This is a genomic window from Colwellia sp. MEBiC06753, assembly GCF_053470325.1.
In genome coordinates this window covers 87674-108798 of sequence record NZ_JBQMTM010000008.1, presented here as the reverse complement: position 1 = coordinate 108798, position 21125 = coordinate 87674, and the positions used below count along the sequence as shown (strand labels likewise).

Annotated in this window: 17 protein-coding genes; 5 read left to right on the top strand and 12 right to left on the bottom strand. The window is 38.7% G+C overall.

The genetic code is table 11. The features are described 5' to 3' along the window. Positions 1–19 precede the first annotated feature (19 nt). Together ACOB82_RS08480 and ACOB82_RS08475 are read left to right on the top strand one after the other, a co-directional pair. Positions 20–1210: a glycosyltransferase gene (locus ACOB82_RS08480; RefSeq protein ID WP_448212544.1), complete on the top strand. Its 1191-nt coding sequence runs from the start codon at positions 20–22 to the stop codon at positions 1208–1210. A gap of 2 nt (positions 1211–1212) precedes the next feature. Then, positions 1213–2514: a glycosyltransferase gene (locus tag ACOB82_RS08475; RefSeq protein ID WP_448212543.1), complete on the top strand. Its 1302-nt coding sequence runs from the start codon at positions 1213–1215 to the stop codon at positions 2512–2514. Positions 2515–2530: 16 nt separating this feature from the next. Here ACOB82_RS08475 and ACOB82_RS08470 read toward each other — a convergent pair whose 3' ends face one another. Beyond that, positions 2531–3799 (bottom strand): glycosyltransferase, encoded by a 1269-nt coding sequence (locus tag ACOB82_RS08470; protein ID WP_448212542.1) that lies wholly within the window; start codon positions 3797–3799, stop codon positions 2531–2533. Between the two features lie 142 nt (positions 3800–3941). Between ACOB82_RS08470 and ACOB82_RS08465 the strand changes: the two genes are divergently transcribed. Next, positions 3942–4607: a tetratricopeptide repeat protein gene (locus tag ACOB82_RS08465; protein WP_448212541.1), complete on the top strand. Its 666-nt coding sequence runs from the start codon at positions 3942–3944 to the stop codon at positions 4605–4607. 10 nt (positions 4608–4617) lie between these two features. Continuing rightward, on the top strand, positions 4618–6021 hold the full coding sequence (locus ACOB82_RS08460) for an oligosaccharide flippase family protein (RefSeq protein WP_448212540.1): 1404 nt from the start codon (positions 4618–4620) through the stop codon (positions 6019–6021). A 78-nt stretch (positions 6022–6099) separates the two neighbouring features. On the opposite strand, the gene ACOB82_RS08455 is transcribed toward ACOB82_RS08460, so the two are convergent. The 11 genes from ACOB82_RS08455 to ACOB82_RS08405 form a co-directional block, all read right to left on the bottom strand. After that, the gene (locus tag ACOB82_RS08455; protein ID WP_448212539.1) at positions 6100–7383 is read right to left on the bottom strand and encodes a putative O-glycosylation ligase, exosortase A system-associated; all 1284 of its coding nucleotides are present in this window, start codon (positions 7381–7383) and stop codon (positions 6100–6102) included. 103 nt (positions 7384–7486) lie between these two features. Further along, a complete protein-coding gene (locus ACOB82_RS08450; protein WP_448212538.1) occupies positions 7487–8842 on the bottom strand; it encodes a phenylacetate--CoA ligase family protein in 1356 nt (451 codons plus the stop codon). Beyond that, complete coding sequence (locus ACOB82_RS08445; RefSeq protein WP_448212537.1) at positions 8832–9920, bottom strand: glycosyltransferase family 4 protein; 1089 nt, start codon at positions 9918–9920, stop codon at positions 8832–8834. The genes ACOB82_RS08450 and ACOB82_RS08445 overlap by 11 nt, the downstream gene beginning before the upstream one ends. Further along, positions 9910–11124: a TIGR04063 family PEP-CTERM/XrtA system glycosyltransferase gene (locus tag ACOB82_RS08440; protein ID WP_448212536.1), complete on the bottom strand. Its 1215-nt coding sequence runs from the start codon at positions 11122–11124 to the stop codon at positions 9910–9912. Before ACOB82_RS08440 ends, ACOB82_RS08445 begins: the two co-directional genes overlap by 11 nt. Before the next feature lie 3 nt (positions 11125–11127). Beyond that, positions 11128–13026 carry an XrtA/PEP-CTERM system amidotransferase gene (locus ACOB82_RS08435; protein WP_448212535.1) on the bottom strand — a complete coding sequence of 633 codons (1899 nt, stop codon included), beginning with the start codon at positions 13024–13026 and terminating at the stop codon, positions 11128–11130. Positions 13027–13038: 12 nt separating this feature from the next. Continuing rightward, positions 13039–14232 (bottom strand): TIGR03088 family PEP-CTERM/XrtA system glycosyltransferase, encoded by a 1194-nt coding sequence (locus ACOB82_RS08430; protein WP_448212534.1) that lies wholly within the window; start codon positions 14230–14232, stop codon positions 13039–13041. Continuing rightward, positions 14232–15698 (bottom strand): exosortase A, encoded by a 1467-nt coding sequence (gene xrtA, locus ACOB82_RS08425; RefSeq protein ID WP_448212533.1) that lies wholly within the window; start codon positions 15696–15698, stop codon positions 14232–14234. Before xrtA ends, ACOB82_RS08430 begins: the two co-directional genes overlap by 1 nt. Next, the gene (locus ACOB82_RS08420) at positions 15685–16929 is read right to left on the bottom strand and encodes a TIGR03087 family PEP-CTERM/XrtA system glycosyltransferase (protein WP_448212532.1); all 1245 of its coding nucleotides are present in this window, start codon (positions 16927–16929) and stop codon (positions 15685–15687) included. The genes xrtA and ACOB82_RS08420 overlap by 14 nt, the downstream gene beginning before the upstream one ends. 20 nt (positions 16930–16949) lie before the next feature. Beyond that, on the bottom strand, positions 16950–17984 hold the full coding sequence (locus tag ACOB82_RS08415; RefSeq protein ID WP_448212531.1) for a FemAB family XrtA/PEP-CTERM system-associated protein: 1035 nt from the start codon (positions 17982–17984) through the stop codon (positions 16950–16952). 12 nt (positions 17985–17996) lie between these two features. Further along, complete coding sequence (locus ACOB82_RS08410; protein WP_448212530.1) at positions 17997–18839, bottom strand: XrtA system polysaccharide deacetylase; 843 nt, start codon at positions 18837–18839, stop codon at positions 17997–17999. A gap of 6 nt (positions 18840–18845) precedes the next feature. Beyond that, positions 18846–20249 (bottom strand): TIGR03013 family XrtA/PEP-CTERM system glycosyltransferase, encoded by a 1404-nt coding sequence (locus ACOB82_RS08405; RefSeq protein WP_448212529.1) that lies wholly within the window; start codon positions 20247–20249, stop codon positions 18846–18848. A gap of 207 nt (positions 20250–20456) precedes the next feature. On the opposite strand from ACOB82_RS08405, the gene ACOB82_RS08400 reads away from it, so the two are divergent. Further along, entirely contained in the window at positions 20457–21092 is a 636-nt protein-coding gene (locus ACOB82_RS08400) for an XrtA/PEP-CTERM system exopolysaccharide export protein (protein WP_448212528.1), read from the top strand. Positions 21093–21125 lie beyond the last annotated feature (33 nt).

Genomic DNA, 21125 nt, shown 5'->3' with positions numbered 1-21125 from the left:
ATATGGATTTATTGAGTTAATGGATATTTTAATTATTACGGACAATAGGTTTTGGCGCCAAAGCTTAGGCTCTCAACAAAGAATCTTTGCATTAATGTCATACCTGAACCAGTTCTCTACTCTAACAATTTACTTTATTGGTGAGCCATCAGAAGATGATAGAGCACTGATCAGCACACTAGATATGGCAGTTATAATATCTCAGGAGCTCACTGAAGAAGAATTTTCGTTCATCGATAGTTATCGATTCGCTAAATCGTTTTGTGCGCTAGCAATAAATAAGCTGAAAAAAATAATTAATAAACCCAGAAGATTTACTCCTAGTTTAAATCACTACATAAAACACCATGAAATGAAAAAACTAAGGGCGTTTATCAATAATAAGCGCTTTGATGCCACCATAGTCGAATACCTTCGTCTAAGTTATTTAATGCCTATAGCAAGCAGCAAATCGAAGCTATCCATTATCGACACTCATGACGTTAGCTTTCTAAGGCACATCGCCTTCAATAAAAATAACGCTGCTGATGACCTACAAGTAAGTAAGCAAGAAGAAATCGCTATTCTAAAGAACTTTGATGCCACGCTCGCCATCCAACAAGAAGATCAACGTACTTATCAAAACGAAGGGGTCACAAATGTGATATATACTCCGCATGCTGTTGAGTTTTATCAATTACCACCTAATGTCACTGGTAAACTGAAACTTGGATTTTTGGGCTCTACGATGTCTTCAAATGTAGATGGTATTAACTGGTTTCTTAAGAGCATATTGCCATCGATAGAGGCTAAGCATGTTGAAGTATATATAGCAGGCTCTGTTTGTAAATATATTGAAGATGTTCCCCAAAATGTTTATTTATTAGGATTTGTAGAAAAGTTATCTGATTATTACAACAACATTGATATCAGCATCAACCCTATACGATTTGGTAGTGGATTAAAAATAAAAAGCGTTGAATCGATTTGCCACAATCGGCCTTTGATCTCTACCAACTACGGTGTGGAAGGTATGCCCGACAATGACGATTCTCCTTTTATCGTATGTAATCAAATTAATGAATGGGTTGATACACTCAACAAATGCCAGTCGGTTAATCTAATGCGGCAGTTAACCAACAACTGTGAAACGTATGCGAAGCAACATTATTCCATTCAAGCATGTTACTCAAACCTCAAGACCTTTTTAACTGAGGACACTCTTAATTAATCATGAAGACCCTTATTAATACTCTAAAAATCTACTTTAAGTGGTTTAGTTTCGAATTGAGAGGAATAACACCAAACACACAACAGCTTCCTCCAAATTTAAAGAGTGCATTGCTCACTTCTTATTGTTTACCGCCTCAATTCAATTCAGGCACACACCGTCCGGCTTCTTTGTTGAAGTATGCACATGAAAACGACTGGTGCCTAACGGGCATGACTAATCCCAATGAACAAGACATCTCTGAAGCTGGCACTGAATTATTCAACGAGCTCCCATCAAAGACCCAAATAGGCCTTTTTGTTAGCCATTATGAGCCCTCTAGTTGGCGATTTACACCAGAAGTTGATGGTGGCTTTGCTAAAGCAGTAGCATTAGCTAGTGCAATAATCGAGAAAAAACCAAGTATACTTATTGCCTCCGGACCACCATTTTATTTCTGGATAGCCAGTTTATGGGCAGCGAGAGTACTTAAAATCCCTTTAATTTTAGACTATCGAGATGAATGGTCATTGTGCCCTTTTAACTTTGTACAAAAGACCCCTTTTAATACATGGTTTGAAAAAAGGTGCATTAAACATGCAAAGCTAATTATATATACAACCCAAACACATCAAGAGGCACATGCAAATCAATTTAATATACCTAGCAATAAGCAAGCCTTGATATTTAATGGATGGGAAAGTGATAAGCAGCAAAGCCAATCTTCCAACGCGCTAATTTTAGAAAAAGATCGGATCAATATCAGCTATCTGGGTAAACTATCCGGCCATGTTGACTTAGCACCATTTTTTTCCTGTTTAACAGAAGTACTTGAAAATATTAAAAATAAACACTTTAAAATTTCAGTTAACTTTATTGGCGACAAAAGCCCACAAAAAATAAAAGAATTGAATCAATATATCGAAAATAAAGATCTGAAATTTAATATTAATATTTACCCGCAAATTAAACAATCTCAAACGATAAACCTCATGAAAGCATCAGATTACTTATTGCTACTTGGTAATAAAAATTTAGCTTCCTACATTCCTGGAAAAATTTACGATTATTTATCAACCAGAACTCCAATTATTGCCTACGGTTATGAAGGAGAGGTATCAAAGATATTATCTCAATTTAATCATTGCCAATTTGTTACAAATAACGACGCACACTCTCTTCAGCAGGCCCTAGCAATAACGAAAAATATGGATAAAGATAATGAGAAAAAGCTAGCCAGATGGCTAGATACCAAAACAAGAAAGAATCAGGCAAAGCTGTTTTTTAACGCGATAGAACAATCACTATTCACTAGTCAAACTTAACCATATTTCAAATTTTTCAACCTACTAGCGTCGTAAGTACTTTTTCGAATAATACCGCCTGCGCTCCACGTGAGTACTTTATAGCTGGCTTTTCTTGATTGATAAGAGACCCATCCATTAAATCAACAAACGCTAATAAACCTCGTATAATATCATTTTCATCTTTTAAGGATGAAATTTGTGATAATACATGGCTATTTACAATTAACTGTGCGGTATCTCCCTCTAATGGTGTTAAAGCTAGTATAGGTTTATTTACCCTTAAGTACTCATAAGCTTTCGCAGGTATTTGATAATTGCACCCCTCTGATTGCATTAATAACAGTCCGTCAACTTCGAACATTTCTCTTAGTGCCGATTTATAATCAATAGAAGGTTCAAGTTTAACAATATCATCAATAGCCATTTCCTTAAGTTTCGGCAAATATAGTGCATCATGTCCTGTCGCCCTAAGCCTTAATTCAAGTGAATTTGAAGATATAGTTCCTTTCTTCTTCAGCATGCTTATGGCTTCAAATAACGCCGTTGGATCACGCTCATGAGGGTAAATTACCCCACTATGCAATATCACTTTTTTCGTATTAGCTTGTTTTACCTGCTGAATCTTTTCGGTAATTTCATCAAATATCACTTCATCGTAACCATTAGGTATTATTTGCCAAAAACTTTCTTCTATTTCAGGAAATTTTTCTAAATAAAAAGCTTTGGCACCAGGTGCTGTTACAACGGCAGCTTTGGCATGCTTAACTATTTTTTGTTCAATCCACTTAAACAAAAACAGCTTCCTTTTATCCGCTGGATAACCTGGTTGAGCCATTGGATCTCGCAAATCAGCAACCCAGGGGATACCGGTTATTTTATGAAGTATATAGCCAATAATATGAGCTGAAGCTATAGGGTAGGTAGATACAATCACCGAAGGTTTATTTTTTCGTATAGCTTTTAAGCCACTTAATACACCACCAATTACCCAAGACTGCATATTGTCGGGCAACGCCATCCAAGAGAAATATTTACCTTTAAATGAGAAATGTTTAGCCGTATCTCGTGCAAAAGCCCTAATCACTTCAACCTTTTCAGGGATAAAATTATATTGAGCAGGCGACCATTGGTCATAGGCTTTAATATCGGCTGTTAATACACGTACTTGCCAACTATTTTCACTTAAATAGCGAGTAAAGGCTAAGGTTCGATGTACACCACTGCTTCCAAGTATAGGAGGGTAATGATAAGCAACATAAAGAACTGAATTTGAATACAAAAGCTTTACTTTCCGAACTTCCATTTAACGTTATATAAATGTTAATCTATTTATGGAAGTAAAAGAAGTGTATATTCCTGCACTGATGTTACTCAAATTAAACATCGAGTATTTTTTACTCAATCAGGCCAAATAGATAAATACTATAATCAACAGAGCCACTGACATGCAATTAAGAACATATATCGCTTTTTTATTCACCATTGCAATTTCTTTTGCTGCCAATGCTCAAAGAGACAATGAGTCATGCGGAATAATTTTAGGTAAGCCACTAACTAATGCATATGGCCCTTATGATTTTAGAGATCCTAATTATGCATCAAATGTTAATCTTGTTGTTGGTGCTCATTTCAAAAAAAACATAGAGCAATTAAAAAGCAATAAAGCGGGTACTGGGACAGCTCATGCCGATTTAGACTATACACTTAGGGCGTTACCAAATCATCACAGAGCTTTATATGCTATTGCAAAACTGGAGCGTCAAGACAGGGCTAAAGTAGCCGCAGATGGTATCTTTAGGCGTACAGAAATATATACCGCTGAATGTTATTTTAAAAGGGCGATATATTTTAGACCTCAAGACCCAATTCCACATATGCTTTTTGGAATGCATTTGCACTTAGTTGGGAAGCTAGCTGAAGCTGAAATAAATTATTTAAATGCTCTCAATATTGATCCAAATAACCCTGAGATCCTATATAACATAGGATTATTATATGTTGACTTGGGTGATATCGATAACGCGAAAAAATATGCGAATCTTGCATATGAAATGGGATTTCCCTTAGAAGGCCTTAAGCTGAAGCTTCTTGAAATGCAGCAGAAGAAATAGAGCTTAATGCATGATACGAAAAGCACTAGTTTATTCTTTCACTTCTAAATATATCACTTTAATCATTCAAATAGCTTCGACATTAATATTAGCTAGAATTTTAACACCAGAGCACATAGGTTTATTTACAATAGCATCAGCATTAACTGGTATAGCGCAGATGTTTAGAGATTTTGGAATCTCAGAATATTTGATAAAAGAAAAAGTAATAAATAGAAGAGTTTTATCTTCGGCATTTACAGCTTCAATTATTATTGCATGGCCAATAGCAACATTATTGATAATAGCATCGCCACTATTGAGTCTATTTTACGAACATAAAGATGTCGGTTATTTGATTACTATCTTATCGCTAAATATGTTTTTATCACCATTTGGTTCTATCCCTATGTCTGTGATGCGAAAGAACCTCAATTTCAAACCAATTTCTATCGCTAATGTCTCAAATACATTAGTCAATACATCAGCTTCTGTGGCCCTAGCATTTCTTGGTTTTGAAGCATATAGTCTAGCTATTGCATCAGTTCTCGGTACAGTTACGACAGTAACAATTATAACTCTGCATAAAAACGAAAAGACTCAATTCGGAATTGAATTTAGCGGAGTAAAAAAAGTCCTTAGTTTTGGAAAAAATGTTGGTGGTAGCAACATTATCGCCTATATCGCTAATAATATGTTGGAATTAGTAATAAGTAAAAATAATGATTTAGCCACATTAGGACTCTATAGCCGAGGTAAGTCAACCATAACGCTATTTAAATCTGCAGCAATAGACGCCATACAACCATTGATTTCGCCTTACTATGCTTCTGCCAGGAATCATCCAGAAAAAGCAGAGGGATATATATTAAGCACAAAAATTGTTTTGTACTTGTCGCTACCGTTTTGCATTACTACTGGAATGTTATCTGAAACGATAATTCAAGTTCTCTATGGCGCGCAATGGATGGACGCCAGCGTATACCTCAGATATATAGCAATTTCTTTTGTAATTTATACTATGAGTATGTTTTACGAACAAATTTTGACGACTGAAAATCAAAGTAAATTATATTTAAAGTTCAAAATTTCAATAGCAACTGCAAACATAATGATTGCATTAAGTTCTTTTTTACTTAGCTTAGAAGAAGTACTGATTTTACTTATCTTTTTATCCATCTTTCGATTACTTTGGGTTGTAAAATCGCTATCTAACATCATAGGGTTAAGTTATAAGGCATATATTTCGATGCTCAGTAAGCCTTTATTTATTTCAGGCATTTATACGTTAGTAGCTCTACCCCTTCTGTATTTGAATATAGAAAATAGCTTACTAAAACTAACTTTACTTATATTCCCCTGTTTGGTTTGGTTGTTCATGCTTTATATAGTTGACCGAAAAATAATTAATAAAATTTTTAATTTAAACCTTTAATAAAATTGATATTTAAACTTCATAATCACCATATATTAATGGAGCGTTACTCCTTTTTATTTTTAATTTTCGGTACTGCTAAAGCTCACGGTGTTGTTGAACATTTAATACGCTGATGATGGCCAACAATGCATAGAGCAATTCAAAATAGGCTAAGCTAACATTGAGTCCAGTAATTCCGTAAGCAACTAAAGCAAGAGATATTGCATTTGCTATATTTTTTAACCACTCAATATCATCCTTCTGAGCTTGCTGTGCAATCATTCTAACTTTTAAGTATCCTACTAATAACATTACTAAAAAAATAAATAATCCTATAAAACCAGCACTACTCAAAACTTGAAAATAAATATTGTGTGCTGCTTTTGGTGCAATGTATTCTGGAATTGGCGGTGTTTCAATAGGACCAAAATTCGGTGTTACTAAGCCATATGTGTGCCATAACACGGGATCAGTAGTTGCTTTAAATCCCCCACCTGTAAACGGGTTGTCAATAGCAATTAATGTAGCTATTTTCCATGCCCATAGCCGGCCAATAAATGAGCTGTCTTCGGCAGCCGCTGTTTCTACAGTAGCTTGACGTTCTTTCCAATCAGCTGGAGCGTAAGTATACATTACTGGTAATGCTATAACCGCTAACATAGCATAAAGTAGTTTTCGTTCAGAACGCCACCATAAAGCGATAGAAAGAATGGCTAATCCAATAAACCCACCTCTAGAATATGTGCCAACGATGGCAATCACATTAAGACCTGCTAGGGCCATCAATCCAAATTTCAAATATTTATGTTTAGTGGTATTCCATAGATATAAAATCAATGGAAGTGCCATATTTATAGCCACAGCTAAATCATTTCTATCTATTAATATTCCGGAACGACCAACAATGCGATGACCGCCCGCAGATAAAATAAACTTAACCGCCTCCATCCCCGCATAGGCTGAAAGACCCAGCACTATCGCCCAGATAAACGCATCAACATCTTTTTTAGTTTTTAAGGTAAGTGTTATAAAAAGAAAGATTGCTAATACTTTGGCAAACTCGTTGAACTTAAACCAAGCATAATCACTATCAACACGAATATTGAAAATTGTAGAGACCAACATCCAAAAACCAAAAAGCAACACCCAAAAATGGATTTTGGTAAAGGTGAATTTAGGCTTTTCCTTCCAGACAAAATAAGAAAGTGCCACCATTAATACAATGGTGAGGTTCAACCGAAAAATTTGCGAAAAACCAAACGCCCAGTTGGTAGGTGCCATTAAGGCAATCCAAATCCAAGCGGCCATACCGGCGGCGGGGCGTTTAAATGTATAAAAAATCGCAATGAATAAAAAAATAACCAGTAGCAAGTCACGCATTAATCTTGCTCCTCGTTTCCATTTTCATCTGGTTGTGCCACCCAGCGCATCAAGATCACCATAGCGACGATATCGGCCAATAAAAACAAACTATCAATCATAACTAGCCCACAACCTTACTGATCACATAGCGAAACTTACCCGATTGTTCAGCAGCAATTGAACTCACTTGCTCAACTTCAATCTCCACAGTATCACCAAGACGCTTTTTAAAACCTTGTGTAATTTGTTCTATCATTTCTTTAGTCAATTTATTAGTTGGCACCACTTGTACTGTAGTTAAGTCTAAACTTTGCTGAATAATTTTAAACGCTTCAATACCTTGCATTTCGCGCACAATATAAATTAACGCCAAACCGTGCATCATAGTGCCATCTTTAGCAACAACGAAGTCTGTAGTTCGCCCTTCAATATTTTCTAAAACAGGCAATCCTCGCCCGCATGCACAGTGCTTGGTACTGATAGTGCCAATATCACCGGTTTTATATCGAATAAATGGAAAATCTGACGTTGCTAAATGGGTAACAACAATTTCCCCACTTTCACCATCAGGTAAAACATTACCTTGGCTATCAATGATTTCAACAATAATATCTTCAGCAGATATATGCATACTGCCACTTGGGCACTCATGAGCAATAAAGCCAGCATCTCGGCCACCGTAGCCATTGGCAACAGGTGCGGCAAATACTTGTTCAATCAGTTCACGTTGGTACGGGTATAACCGCTCAGAAGTCACAAAAACCACTTTAATTCCTAGCTGAGTAAGGTCTATTTGATGGCTTTGTGCTGTCTTAGCAATTAGCGCATATACCGACGGGTAGCCGAACAGCATTTGAGGCTTTATCTGTTTAATTTGGCTAATAAACGCTAATAACTTAGCCTCGTTCATATCAAAAGCTGGCACTAAGGTAGAACGAAATAGTTTATCGCGCATTATCCGCACTTTATCTTGTGCGCCTAATTCAATTGGGGAACCCCAAGCAACAATTTCTTTATCGCCAATATCAACACCCCACCAACGAGTAGCGCGCCATTTTTCAGCAACATCATGACTAACTCGCTCATTAGTTAATAAAAAAGTGAGTGGCGTACCACTAGAACCACCCGTGGTAAATGGTTGAGTTGCGCCGGCTGTCGTTGATTTAATTGAATCAAAATTTGCTCTGATTGCTGCTTTATCAAGAAAAGGAAGTTTAACAAGATCGGCTTTAGTTTTGATATTACTAGCGGTTAAATCCAATTCCTTAAATACTTGCTGGTAATAAGGAACGTTGTTGATAACCTTGGCGATAAAGTCTTGCAAACGATATTCAGCGTCATTTGTAATTTCGTCTTTAGTTTGCCACTGACTTTGTTCTAATTTTTTCCTAATGCGAACGGTGTCGTGTTTTTTAAGCCATTCATGCAATGGAAATAGCACGGTAGATACTAGTTTAGTGTACCAATTAGCTAACATAATTCACCTGCTTAATGGCTTGTTGATAGCTTTGTTGTAATTTTTGCCAAACATTTGACCAAAAGAATTTTTCTACAGTGACTAAACCATTGGCCACTAATTTATCGCGTAAAGCCTTATCTTTTAAAGTGGATAGCGCTAAAGCAGACAGCTGATCTACGTCTTTAATATCCGCCAATAAAGCGTCTTGCAGATGACGCACTAATTTGGGAATGCCGCCGACATTGGTGGTTACCACTGGAGTGCCACAAGCAAGCGCTTCAATAATTGAATTCGGTGAATTATCAACAATACTGGTATTAAGCATTAGGTCGGCCGATTTATAAAGTGCACTTATGTCATCAGGCGCTAACCTGCCTAAAAATTCAACCTGCGAGCGAATAGCAAGCTCATCACATAAGGCCACTAGTTTGTCTAACTCAGGACCAGTTCCTGCCACTTTAAGTTCAGCCTGGGGAAACTGCATGAGTATCTTTTCGAAGATTTTAATTGCAGTCTCTACATCATAAATCGCTTCTAAATTTCGGGTAATAATAATGGTAGGCCGCATGACACTGGTGCGATTTTCGCAATTAAAGCGCTGCTGATTTAATACATTCGGTACCACACTAGCCTGTATACCATACTTGGCAAACACTTCTTGTAGAAAGCTTGATGGCACTAGAATTTCATCAACCAAACCCATCGTTTTTTTGACGCTTTGCCAAGACTTTGCAAAAAATTCATCGGCATAACCGCCGCGATAATTTAGGATCACTGGCTTGTTCAATTTTTTCGCAATACGAATAGCAGGTGCGGCAAATAAATGCCAAGACCAGCCAGAATTCGCCATAACGTGCACCACATCAACATCAGCTAAGCGTTTCTTTAGCTGCTTTTTATAGTCAAATAACCTAAACACAGCGCGCAGCATTGGTATCTTACCTACCCACGCCGGTTGATACGGTGCATTTACTTGGATTATCGATACGGTAAGCCCTTCCAGCTCTAGGAAATTGGCTAGTTGTTTGGTTTGGTTAGCCATGCCACCTGCTGGTGGCGCTAATGGCCCAACGATAGCGACGTGATTAACTTGCATTTAACGCCGCCAAATCATGATACACAGGTAAGTAATTACTTACACTTTTTTGCCAATTTCTTATTTTCTCTACATAGTCACGGCCATTATCTAACAACGCCGGCCATTGCGCTTGTTGAGCAAATATTGCGACAATTTTATCGGTTAATGCATTGATATCACCAGCTTCAAACAAATAGCCATTCTCGTTATCGGTAATCAACTCATGATGGCCACCAACGTTTGAAGCTAAAAATAATCGGCCCTGCGCCATTGCTTCTAAAGGTTTTAACGGGGTAACCAGTTCGGTAAGTCGCATTGATTTTCGCGGGTAGACCAATAAATCAATTAGTGAGTAATAATCACTAACCTCACTATGTGGTACTCGACCAGTAAATTTTACTTGGCGCTCTAACCCCAACTCTATAACTCGTGCTTTTAAGTGGGCTTCCTGTGGCCCGCCACCTACTAATAATAAAAAGGCATCGGGAATTTTTTTGAGCAACTCAGGCATGGCATCAACTAACAAGTCTAAGCCCTCATACGCATAGAATGAGCCAATGAAACCAATAACGGTTTTCCCGTGCAAATTATGCTGGTTGGCTAACGTCTGATTTTTTTCAGTGATCCGCTCAAACTGTTCAATATTAACTGCATTGGGAATTTCAGTGATTTTTTCAGGATTTACCCCCCGTGCAACCAAGTCATTTTTTAATCCTTGGCAAATAGTGGTCACAGCATCAGCATGCTTAACAACGCAAGACTCCAACGCTCTAGTTAGTTGATAACGCAAATCGCCTTCTTTACAGGTGCCATGATCGGCAGCGGCATCTTCCCAAAATGCACGAATTTCATAAACCACAGGTATGCCATATTTCCGTCCTGCTTTGATTGCAGCTAAACCGTTAAGCGCAGGAGAATGAGCATGAATAATATCTGGTCGTTCTTGAACAATTAATTGCTCAATGCGTTGTTGTAGTGGTTTAACAAGCGCTAACTGATTAAACCCAGGCAGTTTTGTCATTAAGCCGTTAGGTTTTTTGGTTCGATAAAAGGTCAAATCATCAACGACATCAACTTCTTCGTCTACATTGCCATGTTTGGGGCTAGTCACCTGAATAGTGTCAATACCTAACGCTCGTTGCTGATTTAATATTGAACGAGTGCGGAAAGTGTAACCACTGTGCAATGGAATAGAATGGTCTAATACGTGCAACACTTTCATTAGCTATGCACCTTTGCGTTGTCGTAAAAACGATTCAAACATCATTAACGTCCACAATGAAGCACTGTTGTCGCGCACACCTTTTACATGCTGACTGATCAAAGTTTCTAATTGCTGCTTTGAAAAATAACCTGATTCGGTCATATGCTTGCCAAGCAAGCCTTCATATAACCGCTCTTTTAACGGCCCTTTAAACCAGTTAGCCAGAGGTACGGAAAATCCCATTTTTTTACGATAAAGCACATCATGCGGTAAGTGCGGCTCCATCGCCATTTTTAAGCTCTTTTTACCGACGCCATTAACTAAATTCAGGTTAGTTGGAGTATGAAAGCCCCATTCAACAAACTTGTGATCCAAAAATGGCACCCGCACTTCAAGTGAATGTGCCATACTAGCTCGGTCTACCTTAGTTAAAATATCGCCCACTAAATAGGTTTTCATGTCTAAATATTGAGCTTGTTTAATTGGATCAAGTTTGGCTAACTTATCTCGATATTGGTCAAACACTGCCAGAGATGAATAGTCACCCAATTTAGTTTTAAAGTCTTCAGAAAATAACTTCTGGCGCTCGTCACGGCGCAAGATAGACATAGAGTTGTGATAGCCTTCAACGGTATCCATTGCCATCGACTGAAAAGTAGTTTTCGCTCTAAATACTTTTGGTGCCCAATCCATTTTTGGGTATAAGGCACCTAGCGGACCAAATATTGGCTTACGAATGGCTAGCGGTAATAAGTTACGAATTTTATCTTCATGACCATGTAAACGGTAACGGCCATAACCAGCAAATAGCTCGTCTGCACCATCACCAGAAAGTGCAACCGTGACATGCTTTCTAGCCAGTTCACAAACCCGATAAGTTGGCATTGCGGAGCTATCGGCATAAGGTTCGTCATAGAGAAACGCTAGTTTATCAATGAGATCAAAGTCATTTTGGTCGACCATTTCAATATGATGATTAGCTTGATAACGCTCTGCGACCATTTTGGCATAATCGGTTTCATTAAATTCTTTAACGTCAAAGCCAATCGAGCAAGCATCAACCGGTTCATTTTGCAATTGCGACATCAATGCAACCACCGCACTTGAATCAACGCCCCCTGACAAAAACGAGCCCAACGGTACATCGGCAATCATCCGAATGTTAACCGCTTCTTTTAACCGTTCTACTAATTGCTCTTTAATTTCTTTATCGGTAATGCCTGTGCCACCATCCGTTGGAATATCCCAATATTCTTGCTGCTCTGGTAATTGCGTTTGACCTTTATGGATGGTGAAGTAATGTCCAGGGCGCAGTTTATAAGCATGTTGATAAATAGTATGCGGCTCTGGCACGTAGCCAAACGTAAAATAATCTTCAATGGTGGTATCACGTAAGGTGGAGTCAAAACGCGGATGTTGAGTCAGCACCTTTAATTCAGAGCCGAAGGCAAAATGCCCATTATCAAGCAATGAAAAATAAAGTGGCTTAATTCCTACGCGATCACGTGCAACAAATAGGCTTTGTTTCGCTTTATGCCAAATTGCAAATGCAAACATGCCGCGTAAATAATGAACACATTCCTCGCCCCACTCGAGATAGGCATTAAGAATAGTTTCAGTATCGCCATCAGTATTAAATTTGTATCCCTTGTTAGCCAGCTGAGTACGCAAAAGTTGATAGTTATATATCTCACCATTAAATACGATTACTGCTTGGCCACAAGCACTCTGCATAGGCTGAGGGCTGCCTTCTAAATCAATAATCGATAATCGACGATGTGCCAATGCTAAGCCAGGTTCAAAATAGTAATCGCCAGCATCTGGACCGCGATGTATTTGTTTATCATTCATCGAGGCAATCAACGCCGGATCTATTGGTTGTTGATCGGTCACATGGAAAATTCCGGCTATTCCACACATTATTTCGTCTTCCTATCCATTATTCTGACTAAAAGTTTGATAAAGCCGATGATATTTTCCAACCATGGCTTCAATACTAAAATTTTCAATACAGTGTGCTCGTACCAACTGGCTATCGGCAGCAACACGATGGCTATCGTGACAATACATCAACATAGCAGCCTTCAGCGCATCAATGTCATTGACCGTAACCAAATGACTTTGTTGATGTTCAGGCATAATTAAATCACTGTTACCACCAACCTTAGTGGCAATAACGGGCAAACCTGATGCCATTGCCTCTAAAATAGTATTAGAAATACCTTCAGCTAATGAAGGCAAAATAAAGACATCCATTGCCGCCATCAATTCGGGGATATCACTGCGCATACCGGTAAACCAAATATCTTGAATAAAACCAGAAGCATGAGCCTGCTCTGTTAACTCTGCCATGAGAGCACCATCGCCAACAATAATTAATTTGGCTTTTTCGCTGCCGACTGATTTGCTTTGTTTTAAGGCAATAAAACTTGCTAATAAAAAACCTTGGTTTTTAATCGCGGCTAAGCGACCAACTGTACCAAACACAACGCTATCTTTAGCGATAAAGCCTTCAGGTAATATTGCTTTTATTTGATCAGCGCTATTATTTTCACCATTACTTTGTTCTGGATTTAGTCGCTCGGTATTAAACTTTTTAATATCTACGCCATTGCAAATTTGATTTATTTTGTCAGCGGGAACCTGAATTTTATTGATTAAATATTCTTTTGCCTCGCTTGATAACGCAACATAGCTTGTGATCAAAGGCTTAAAAAGCTTACGTAGTTTCTGATATTTAACATTTGTACCGCCAATATCGCTAGTGTCCCAGCCATGCTCACCATGAATACGAAATTTTATGCCAGCCAAGAACGCTGCTATCTGCGCTTCCAAAGGGTTAAGGTTACGAGAGTGACAGATATCAGGTTTTAATCGTCTTAATAACTTCCAACAACGGTACAGCCAACCTACCCCTCGCCCTGGCGCTTTATGTAAATTAAATATTTGATAGTTGTCAGTGTGAATTCGCTTAATAAATTCAATATCATGATCGGTTATACAAATAATTGAATGGCGATATTGATCCTGTGGCAATTGATTTATTAGATTTACTACGCCATTTTCTAGACCGCCCGTAGCAAACGAATAAACCACATGGGCAATATGTACTACTTGCTTGCTCATTACTGGCTACCCATCGCCAGTTGATAACCGCGATTTGCCTGGGCTAGTAAACTTTGGATAAGCGCTGGCTGCTCAGTATTTTTTGTTGATACCGCAATTACACTGGCCTTATTTGCCGCTCCCGACATGAGTGCAAATGCTTGGTATAACTTCACGTGAGTCTCACTAATTAATCGCATATCGCTAACTTGATACCAATAAACTATCGCTCGTTCTCGACCTTGAATATCACGAAGCAATAAGTATTGGTACGTATCTTCGCCACCACTGTTGGCAACATTATCTACTACCGTCCAACGTTCAGCGTCATATAACTGATTAGCATGATTAATCAGTTCGCCAACGTTTTGTTTATTAGCATATTGGGCAAAGGCTAATTCAACATCATCGTTTAGTAATACATGGCCATACGCCAAAGGCTGATTAAAAGCTATCCCCCAATCAGTTTTATCAACCGAAGGAAATTGCGTTAGTACTTGTTTGGCATGCGAAGGTACTTCAACCACAGGCATACGCCATTGCAGCAAGAAAGTTAAGCCGAGAATAAGCACTAAACTAGTCACCGAAGTTATCGGAGACACACCAAATCGACCTAAATTCTTAATTATGGGTGTTTGCTGCGTTACCTCTGTTTCGGTTTTATTACTATTACGCTCTGGATCCGCAAACTTACCGCCTATCCAAAACATCAACATAATCACAAAGCCAAAAAATACCCAACCATAAACCAAATGATCAGCCCCTGTGGCATATTTCATATCGGAATAATGAGCAATAATAACGATAAGATAGGCGCGGATACCGTTGGCAATAATTGGTAGCACTAATGAAAATAAGATGAAAATTAATTGTTTTTTGAAACTGTTATAGGTGAGGTAAGCAAATAAAGTACCGACTGCCAGCGAAGCAATTAAATAGCGAATGCCTGAACATGCGACTGCCACTTCAAATAGGCCAGTAGGGATTTGGATATAAAGCCCATCACGAAATACCGGAATGCCATGAACTTTCAACAGAAAAACGGTGATCCATGCAGTAATATCCTGCAACATAGGGATCAAGTTTTCGCCCATAGGCACAGCAAAAATTAGGTAAGCCAACGGGAATTTATACCGCCACGCTAACTGGTTGCCCAACATCATCCACAATACAGCAATTAATGCGACAACTGCAGACAATTGGCTTAGTACATTAATATCTGCTGCGTAGCTGAATAACCAGACAACACAACAACCCAACAAAAACGGTAAAGGTAACCAAGTGAACTGAGCGTGAGCGGATTGCAGATAATTCTTATCGCGATACAGTAACCATAAAGCGATTGGCAATATAAAATAACCATGTGCAAAAGTATCGGAGCGCCGCCAAATAGACTCCATACCTACTATTGCAGGCCAAAATATTGTCAGCCAACAACTAATCGCGACGAGTAAAAACAAGGCAAATCGTAAACTAAAAACTTGCATGTTTAACTCCTTGCTGCAACTGCTGACATTCTACGTCGAAAAGCTCGGTTAACGGCGTTAATGTTTGCTGCCAAGTAAAGTGCTGCAGTATCCAATTACGGTTGTGACAAACCTGTTCAGCGTGATTAACACAATCAACTACCGCTTGTGCAAAAGCATGCGGTTCATCGGCAATTTGGCATAGTGTGCTAGCCGAGGCATTAATGCCTTCCATTGCCATTGTCGTTGAAACAACGGGTTTATTTAACGCCATCGCCTCTAAGACTTTATTTTGAATACCGCGCGCAATTTGTAGAGGGGCGATCACGCAGGCAGACTCTGCGATAAACGGCCGCATATCGTTGACCCTGCCAGTGACAATAATATCAGGCTGTTTTTTTAGCGCCTGAATTTCTGCACTTGGGTTACCACCGGCAACGACCAGTTTAAGTGCCGGTTGCTTGCGCTTAACATCAGGCCAAGCATGTTCAACAAACCAAAGTACCGCATCAATATTAGCCCAATAATCCATAGCCCCGGTAAAACTAATAAATGGTGTTTGAGGCACTAATTCTTCAGGTGCATAAGCAGCACTCGGATCAAAGTAGTCAGTATCAACGCCATTTAAGATGCCATGAACTTTCGACTGATGCGCTTTATCTTGCCGTGCTTTAAATAACTGAGCTTCATCTGGAGAAACAAATAACGATGCATCAAACTGCTGACAAATATCATCTTCATATTTTGCCAATGTTCGATATTCGCGATTAAAGACATATTTCGCTAAAGCCGCTTTTTTCTCAGCATATTGTCGCCATTTATCAGAATCAACATCGACAAAATCAATTACTCGCTTAGCTTGGCTAAATAACGGGTTATCGCAATATTGCGCCATCGAAGATGAATAAATAAACACTTGTTCAAACTGATGTTCTTGCATTTTCTGCTGACACCAAGCGGCCATTCGCTGGTCGTAATAATATGGCAAGGTTATTGGCTTTCCCGTGACAAATGCCGACAGGCCTTTTAACTTTGATACCAGCTTATTTTGGTTCAAATAGAACAGTTCTTTACAGTGGTTCTTTAATTCAGTGACATAACGCTCATCGTAAGGGTCATCTATAAAGCAACCTAAATAAACATCAAAATGTTGATTAAGCGCCTTTAAGATATTAAAAGAGCGGATTTTGTCACCTTTATTCGGCGGGAAAGGGATACGATGACATAAAAATAATAGCGGTTCCTTGCTCATTTTTTCCTTCATATAAACATCTACCCTAAGTACTTGGACAAATGCGGCCCAAGCCACTGACTAACTTTCAGCGGTAACTTTTGCCACATTTTGATAAACAATTGATATTTTGGGTTATTCGGACTTAAGTTCGGCAAGCTATCCGCTTTCACCAAATGATAGTAATAGTGCAGAGGCTCAGGTGTCATGCCCCAATTCTTTTTATAGTTATAAGGACCACTATTATTTTTACTACGACCAAAGTCAAAGTAAGTAAAGCCTTTACTTCGCGCCTGACACATCACCTGATAATACATAAAGTCAGCACTTTTTAGGCCACGAGCTTTAGCGTTACCACCACCATAATAAGGGATAACCTGATCTTTAAAATAAAAATTCATCACGGCATTTGATGGCTGCTGAGCCTCATCGCGAATCAAGGTAATGTCAATTTGGCCATCAAAATAATGCATTAAGGCGTCAAAATAGCGTTTAGTAAATATTGGCGTACCAAGGTTGCGATAGCTGATCGACAACAACTGATAAAATTCATCGGTTTGCTGAGTGTACTCAGCAGTTAAATTATTTTTCAATGAATGACGAATAACAGCACGTTGCTTCTTTTTAACATTCGCTAAAATTGCTTCATCAGTATCGGCAAGCTCACAACCAAAAGTACTGTGCGCTTGTTTTAGTAAAAAATTATTTTCTTGCGGCTGGCGATAACGCAATTCCAAATAATCAACCGTTAACTTTTCCGCTAATTTGCAAGCATATTGCTCTAGTGCTTGTTTGATTGGCTGGCTATCAGCAATAGCGCCACCATAAACGCAGAATGGCGTGGAAATTAGCGCATGACCAAATAATTTACTTTTCACTTCCACTAAAGGCAGCACACCGACAATAGCATCTTCCTGTTTAGCAAAAAGAAAATAGCAGGCGTGATTAAACACCTCGCTGGCAATTTTCTGCCAATTACTTAAATGAAAAAAGCTCCCATCATCATGGCCAGTGACATAGTCATCCCACGCTTGGTGCTCTGAAACTAAATGCTGAATAATAATATTGGCTGACAACTTTACTTCTCTTTAACTTCCATTGTTTAAATAAACGTCTTGCATGGTAGACCATTGGTAATCTTCCAATAGCCTAACGATTTTTCGTTCCATTCTCGACAGGTTGATATAGTGCCTAATTTTAGACTTCAAAGGCAGCCCATTAATCCTTGGTTGCTCTGGATCTATCTCCCAAGGGTGGAAATAAAAACTATAAGGCTGTTGTTCTTGTGCAATAAATTGATCGATGCGCTTTTTAGAAAAGTTATAAGGGTATAAACGAAAATAGCCACCGCCGCCGATACCGGTATTTACACTGCCTTTACGAAGTGTAGGAATTGGAATTTCAATAATGCCTTCATCACGCTGATACTTAAATCGCGGCCAATCTGGCACACCATATAAATCATGTTCAATGGGGTAGGTACTAGAGCTATAAACAAAGCCAAGTTCAACTAACGTTTGGTAAGTCCATTGATTGGACTGATTAATCGAAAAGCTCGGTGCGCGATAACCAATAACTTCAACACCAGCGGCATCTTCTAACAGATGTTTGCTTTTAGTCACATCCTGCTTAAAGGCTTCAGGCGTCATTGCTATCGCTCTTTGATGATCATAACCATGGCTTGCTAGCTCATGACCTTGATCTGCGATAGCCTTGATCAGTTGCGGACATTGCTCAGCAACCCAGCCTAAGGTGAAAAAGGTTGCTTTAGCATTATGTTGCTCAAAAATTTCCAATAGGCGGTAAGTATTGCGCTCAACCCTTAACGGTAATTTTTGCCAATCACTTGAGGTAATGGTTTTTTCAAATGCTGAAACATGGAAATAGTCTTCAACATCCACTGTCATCGCATGCTTGCTACTAACCGACATTTTACCCTACCTACCTTTACCAAAAACAACGATTTCAAAGGTACGTATCAAAATCAGCAAGTCCAAAAAGAAGCTACGATGTTTAATATAGTAAAGGTCGTACTTTAACTTTTCCATGGCATCTTCTTCGGTGGCACCGTACGGATACTTTAACTGCGCCCAGCCAGCCAGCCCAGGTTTTACATTATGTCGCTCGTTGTAATATGGAATTGATTTAACCAAGTTCTGGACAAATTCAGGACGCTCTGGTCGTGGTCCGACAAACCCCATATCGCCACGCATCACATTGTAAATTTGAGGCAGTTCATCTATGCGATATTTACGGATAAAGTGGCCAATTCGAGTGGTTCTATCATCATTTTTCGATGCCCATTGCGCGCCATTTTGTTCAGCATCAATACGCATACTTCTAAATTTAATAATATGGAACGGCTGACCATCTAAGCCAACACGCTCTTGGCGATAGAAAATAGGAGCAGACCAGCCTTCATCAAGCTTGATGAAAATGGCTGTCAGCAACATTACCGGCCAGGTCAGTAAAAATAGTACAAAAGCAATAACGGCATTAAATAACCAATCTAAGGTATTACGTAAGTAGTTGGTTGAGGTAAAGCCATTGGAATAAATAACCCAGCTAGGGTAGATTAAATTGACGGCTATTTGCCCAGTTTCGCGTTCAATGAAATCTAAAATTTCGGTGATTTCAATGCCACGAATTTTGCAGGCAAACAGTTCATCGACGGGTAAGTTATTACGACGCTCATCACTAGCGACAACTATCTCATCAATATTATTATCTATAACGTAATTAACCAGTGAGCCATCTAATAAAATTTTGGTTTCACGAGTGATGCCAGTTTCATCATCGCCCTGCATTTGAACATAGGCATGTACTTTAAATGCTTGTCGATCGACATCTCGACGCATTCTACGCTCTATAATTGATGCTCGCTCTCCTGCACCAAGCACTAATACATTACGTTTATTAAAGCCAAAAAAGTCGATTCGAAAGGCGGCAAACCTTAAAGAAAGCATTAGTAATAAGCTAATCAATGAAGACAAGCCTAAGATTTCGATATCTAAAGAGAATTCACCATAAAGCGGATTTATAACAGTTGCAACCGTAAAACCAATGGTAATGGCTAATAAAATTCGACGAAAAAGCCCGCGAAAATTTTCCCGTAATTTCGAGTTATATAAACCTAAAGCAAGGCAGGATAATTGACAAATAAGCGCAAACACTAGGCCATAAATGGCCAATACATTTATCGGTACAGTAATAGGATCTGAAATGTTCAGCCAAGTATTGACATACACAGCAAGAAAAAAGCTGGCAATAAAGAGCAATAATTCAAATATAACAAGAGACTTGCTGCCCTTGGATAGATCTCGAAAAGTAGTGCCTGGCATATTGCTTATTTATTCCTTTAAACTTCAATTGGTACCGCTGATAAACATATTAATTTCAGCACGGCTAAAACTTTAACAGAGTTAACAGGACATTTACACAATTTAAATACTGTGTTGGTAATATTAAAAAATGTGCAACATTGAAAAAAATACAATACAATCGATTGGCGATAAAATTAAAACACCGGGTACAAAAAGGTATTAACCATGGAAAAACGATTTATCCACGCAATGAAAGCACTAATAGTTCTAGCCTTAGGTCATCTGTTAATGGCTTGTTCATCTGCGTCTTTGCCACAGGCAACCCTCCACCCTTCTAAAACAACTGATATTAACTCATATCGCTACCTAATTGGTGCAGGCGATTCTGTTAATATTTTCGTTTGGCGCAACCCAGAAGTTTCAGGCACCTTTGTGGTTCGCCCTGATGGTATGATCACCACTTCTTTAGTGGAAGATATTCCTGTTTCGGGAAAAACTCCTACTGAATTAGCACGAGAAATCGAGCAGGTGTTAGGTACTTATTTGCGTGATCCGATTGTTACAGTGACTGTTGGTGGGTTTGTTGGTCCGTTTAGTGAACAAATTCGGGTCATTGGTGAAGCTACACAGCCACAGGCAATCAACTACAAAAAGAATATGACATTACTTGATGTAATGATCCAAGTAGGTGGGTTGACCGAGTTTGCTGACGGTAATGATGCTGTGCTAGTACGTATCGAAAATGGTGAACAAAAACAGTACGCACTTGCTATTGATGATTTGCTAAAAGATGGAAAAATAGCAGCAAATGTCGACATGTTGCCCGGCGATATTATTATCGTTCCTGAAACATGGTTTTAACAATAAACGCAATTACCTGTAAGTAAAGAGGTC

What these genes read in the sequence shown, in the direction of transcription:
- ACOB82_RS08480 (WP_448212544.1), top strand. Translation starts at nt 20, where the DNA reads ATGGATATTTTAATTATTACGGACAATAGGTTTTGGCGCCAAAGCTTA.
- ACOB82_RS08475 (WP_448212543.1), top strand. Translation starts at nt 1,213, where the DNA reads ATGAAGACCCTTATTAATACTCTAAAAATCTACTTTAAGTGGTTTAGT.
- ACOB82_RS08470 (WP_448212542.1), bottom strand. Translation starts at nt 3,799, where the DNA reads ATGGAAGTTCGGAAAGTAAAGCTTTTGTATTCAAATTCAGTTCTTTAT.
- ACOB82_RS08465 (WP_448212541.1), top strand. Translation starts at nt 3,942, where the DNA reads ATGCAATTAAGAACATATATCGCTTTTTTATTCACCATTGCAATTTCT.
- ACOB82_RS08460 (WP_448212540.1), top strand. Translation starts at nt 4,618, where the DNA reads ATGATACGAAAAGCACTAGTTTATTCTTTCACTTCTAAATATATCACT.
- ACOB82_RS08455 (WP_448212539.1), bottom strand. Translation starts at nt 7,383, where the DNA reads ATGCGTGACTTGCTACTGGTTATTTTTTTATTCATTGCGATTTTTTAT.
- ACOB82_RS08450 (WP_448212538.1), bottom strand. Translation starts at nt 8,842, where the DNA reads ATGTTAGCTAATTGGTACACTAAACTAGTATCTACCGTGCTATTTCCA.
- ACOB82_RS08445 (WP_448212537.1), bottom strand. Translation starts at nt 9,920, where the DNA reads ATGCAAGTTAATCACGTCGCTATCGTTGGGCCATTAGCGCCACCAGCA.
- ACOB82_RS08440 (WP_448212536.1), bottom strand. Translation starts at nt 11,124, where the DNA reads ATGAAAGTGTTGCACGTATTAGACCATTCTATTCCATTGCACAGTGGT.
- ACOB82_RS08435 (WP_448212535.1), bottom strand. Translation starts at nt 13,026, where the DNA reads ATGTGTGGAATAGCCGGAATTTTCCATGTGACCGATCAACAACCAATA.
- ACOB82_RS08430 (WP_448212534.1), bottom strand. Translation starts at nt 14,232, where the DNA reads ATGAGCAAGCAAGTAGTACATATTGCCCATGTGGTTTATTCGTTTGCT.
- xrtA (WP_448212533.1), bottom strand. Translation starts at nt 15,698, where the DNA reads ATGCAAGTTTTTAGTTTACGATTTGCCTTGTTTTTACTCGTCGCGATT.
- ACOB82_RS08420 (WP_448212532.1), bottom strand. Translation starts at nt 16,929, where the DNA reads ATGAGCAAGGAACCGCTATTATTTTTATGTCATCGTATCCCTTTCCCG.
- ACOB82_RS08410 (WP_448212530.1), bottom strand. Translation starts at nt 18,839, where the DNA reads ATGTCGGTTAGTAGCAAGCATGCGATGACAGTGGATGTTGAAGACTAT.
- ACOB82_RS08405 (WP_448212529.1), bottom strand. Translation starts at nt 20,249, where the DNA reads ATGCCAGGCACTACTTTTCGAGATCTATCCAAGGGCAGCAAGTCTCTT.
- ACOB82_RS08400 (WP_448212528.1), top strand. Translation starts at nt 20,457, where the DNA reads ATGGAAAAACGATTTATCCACGCAATGAAAGCACTAATAGTTCTAGCC.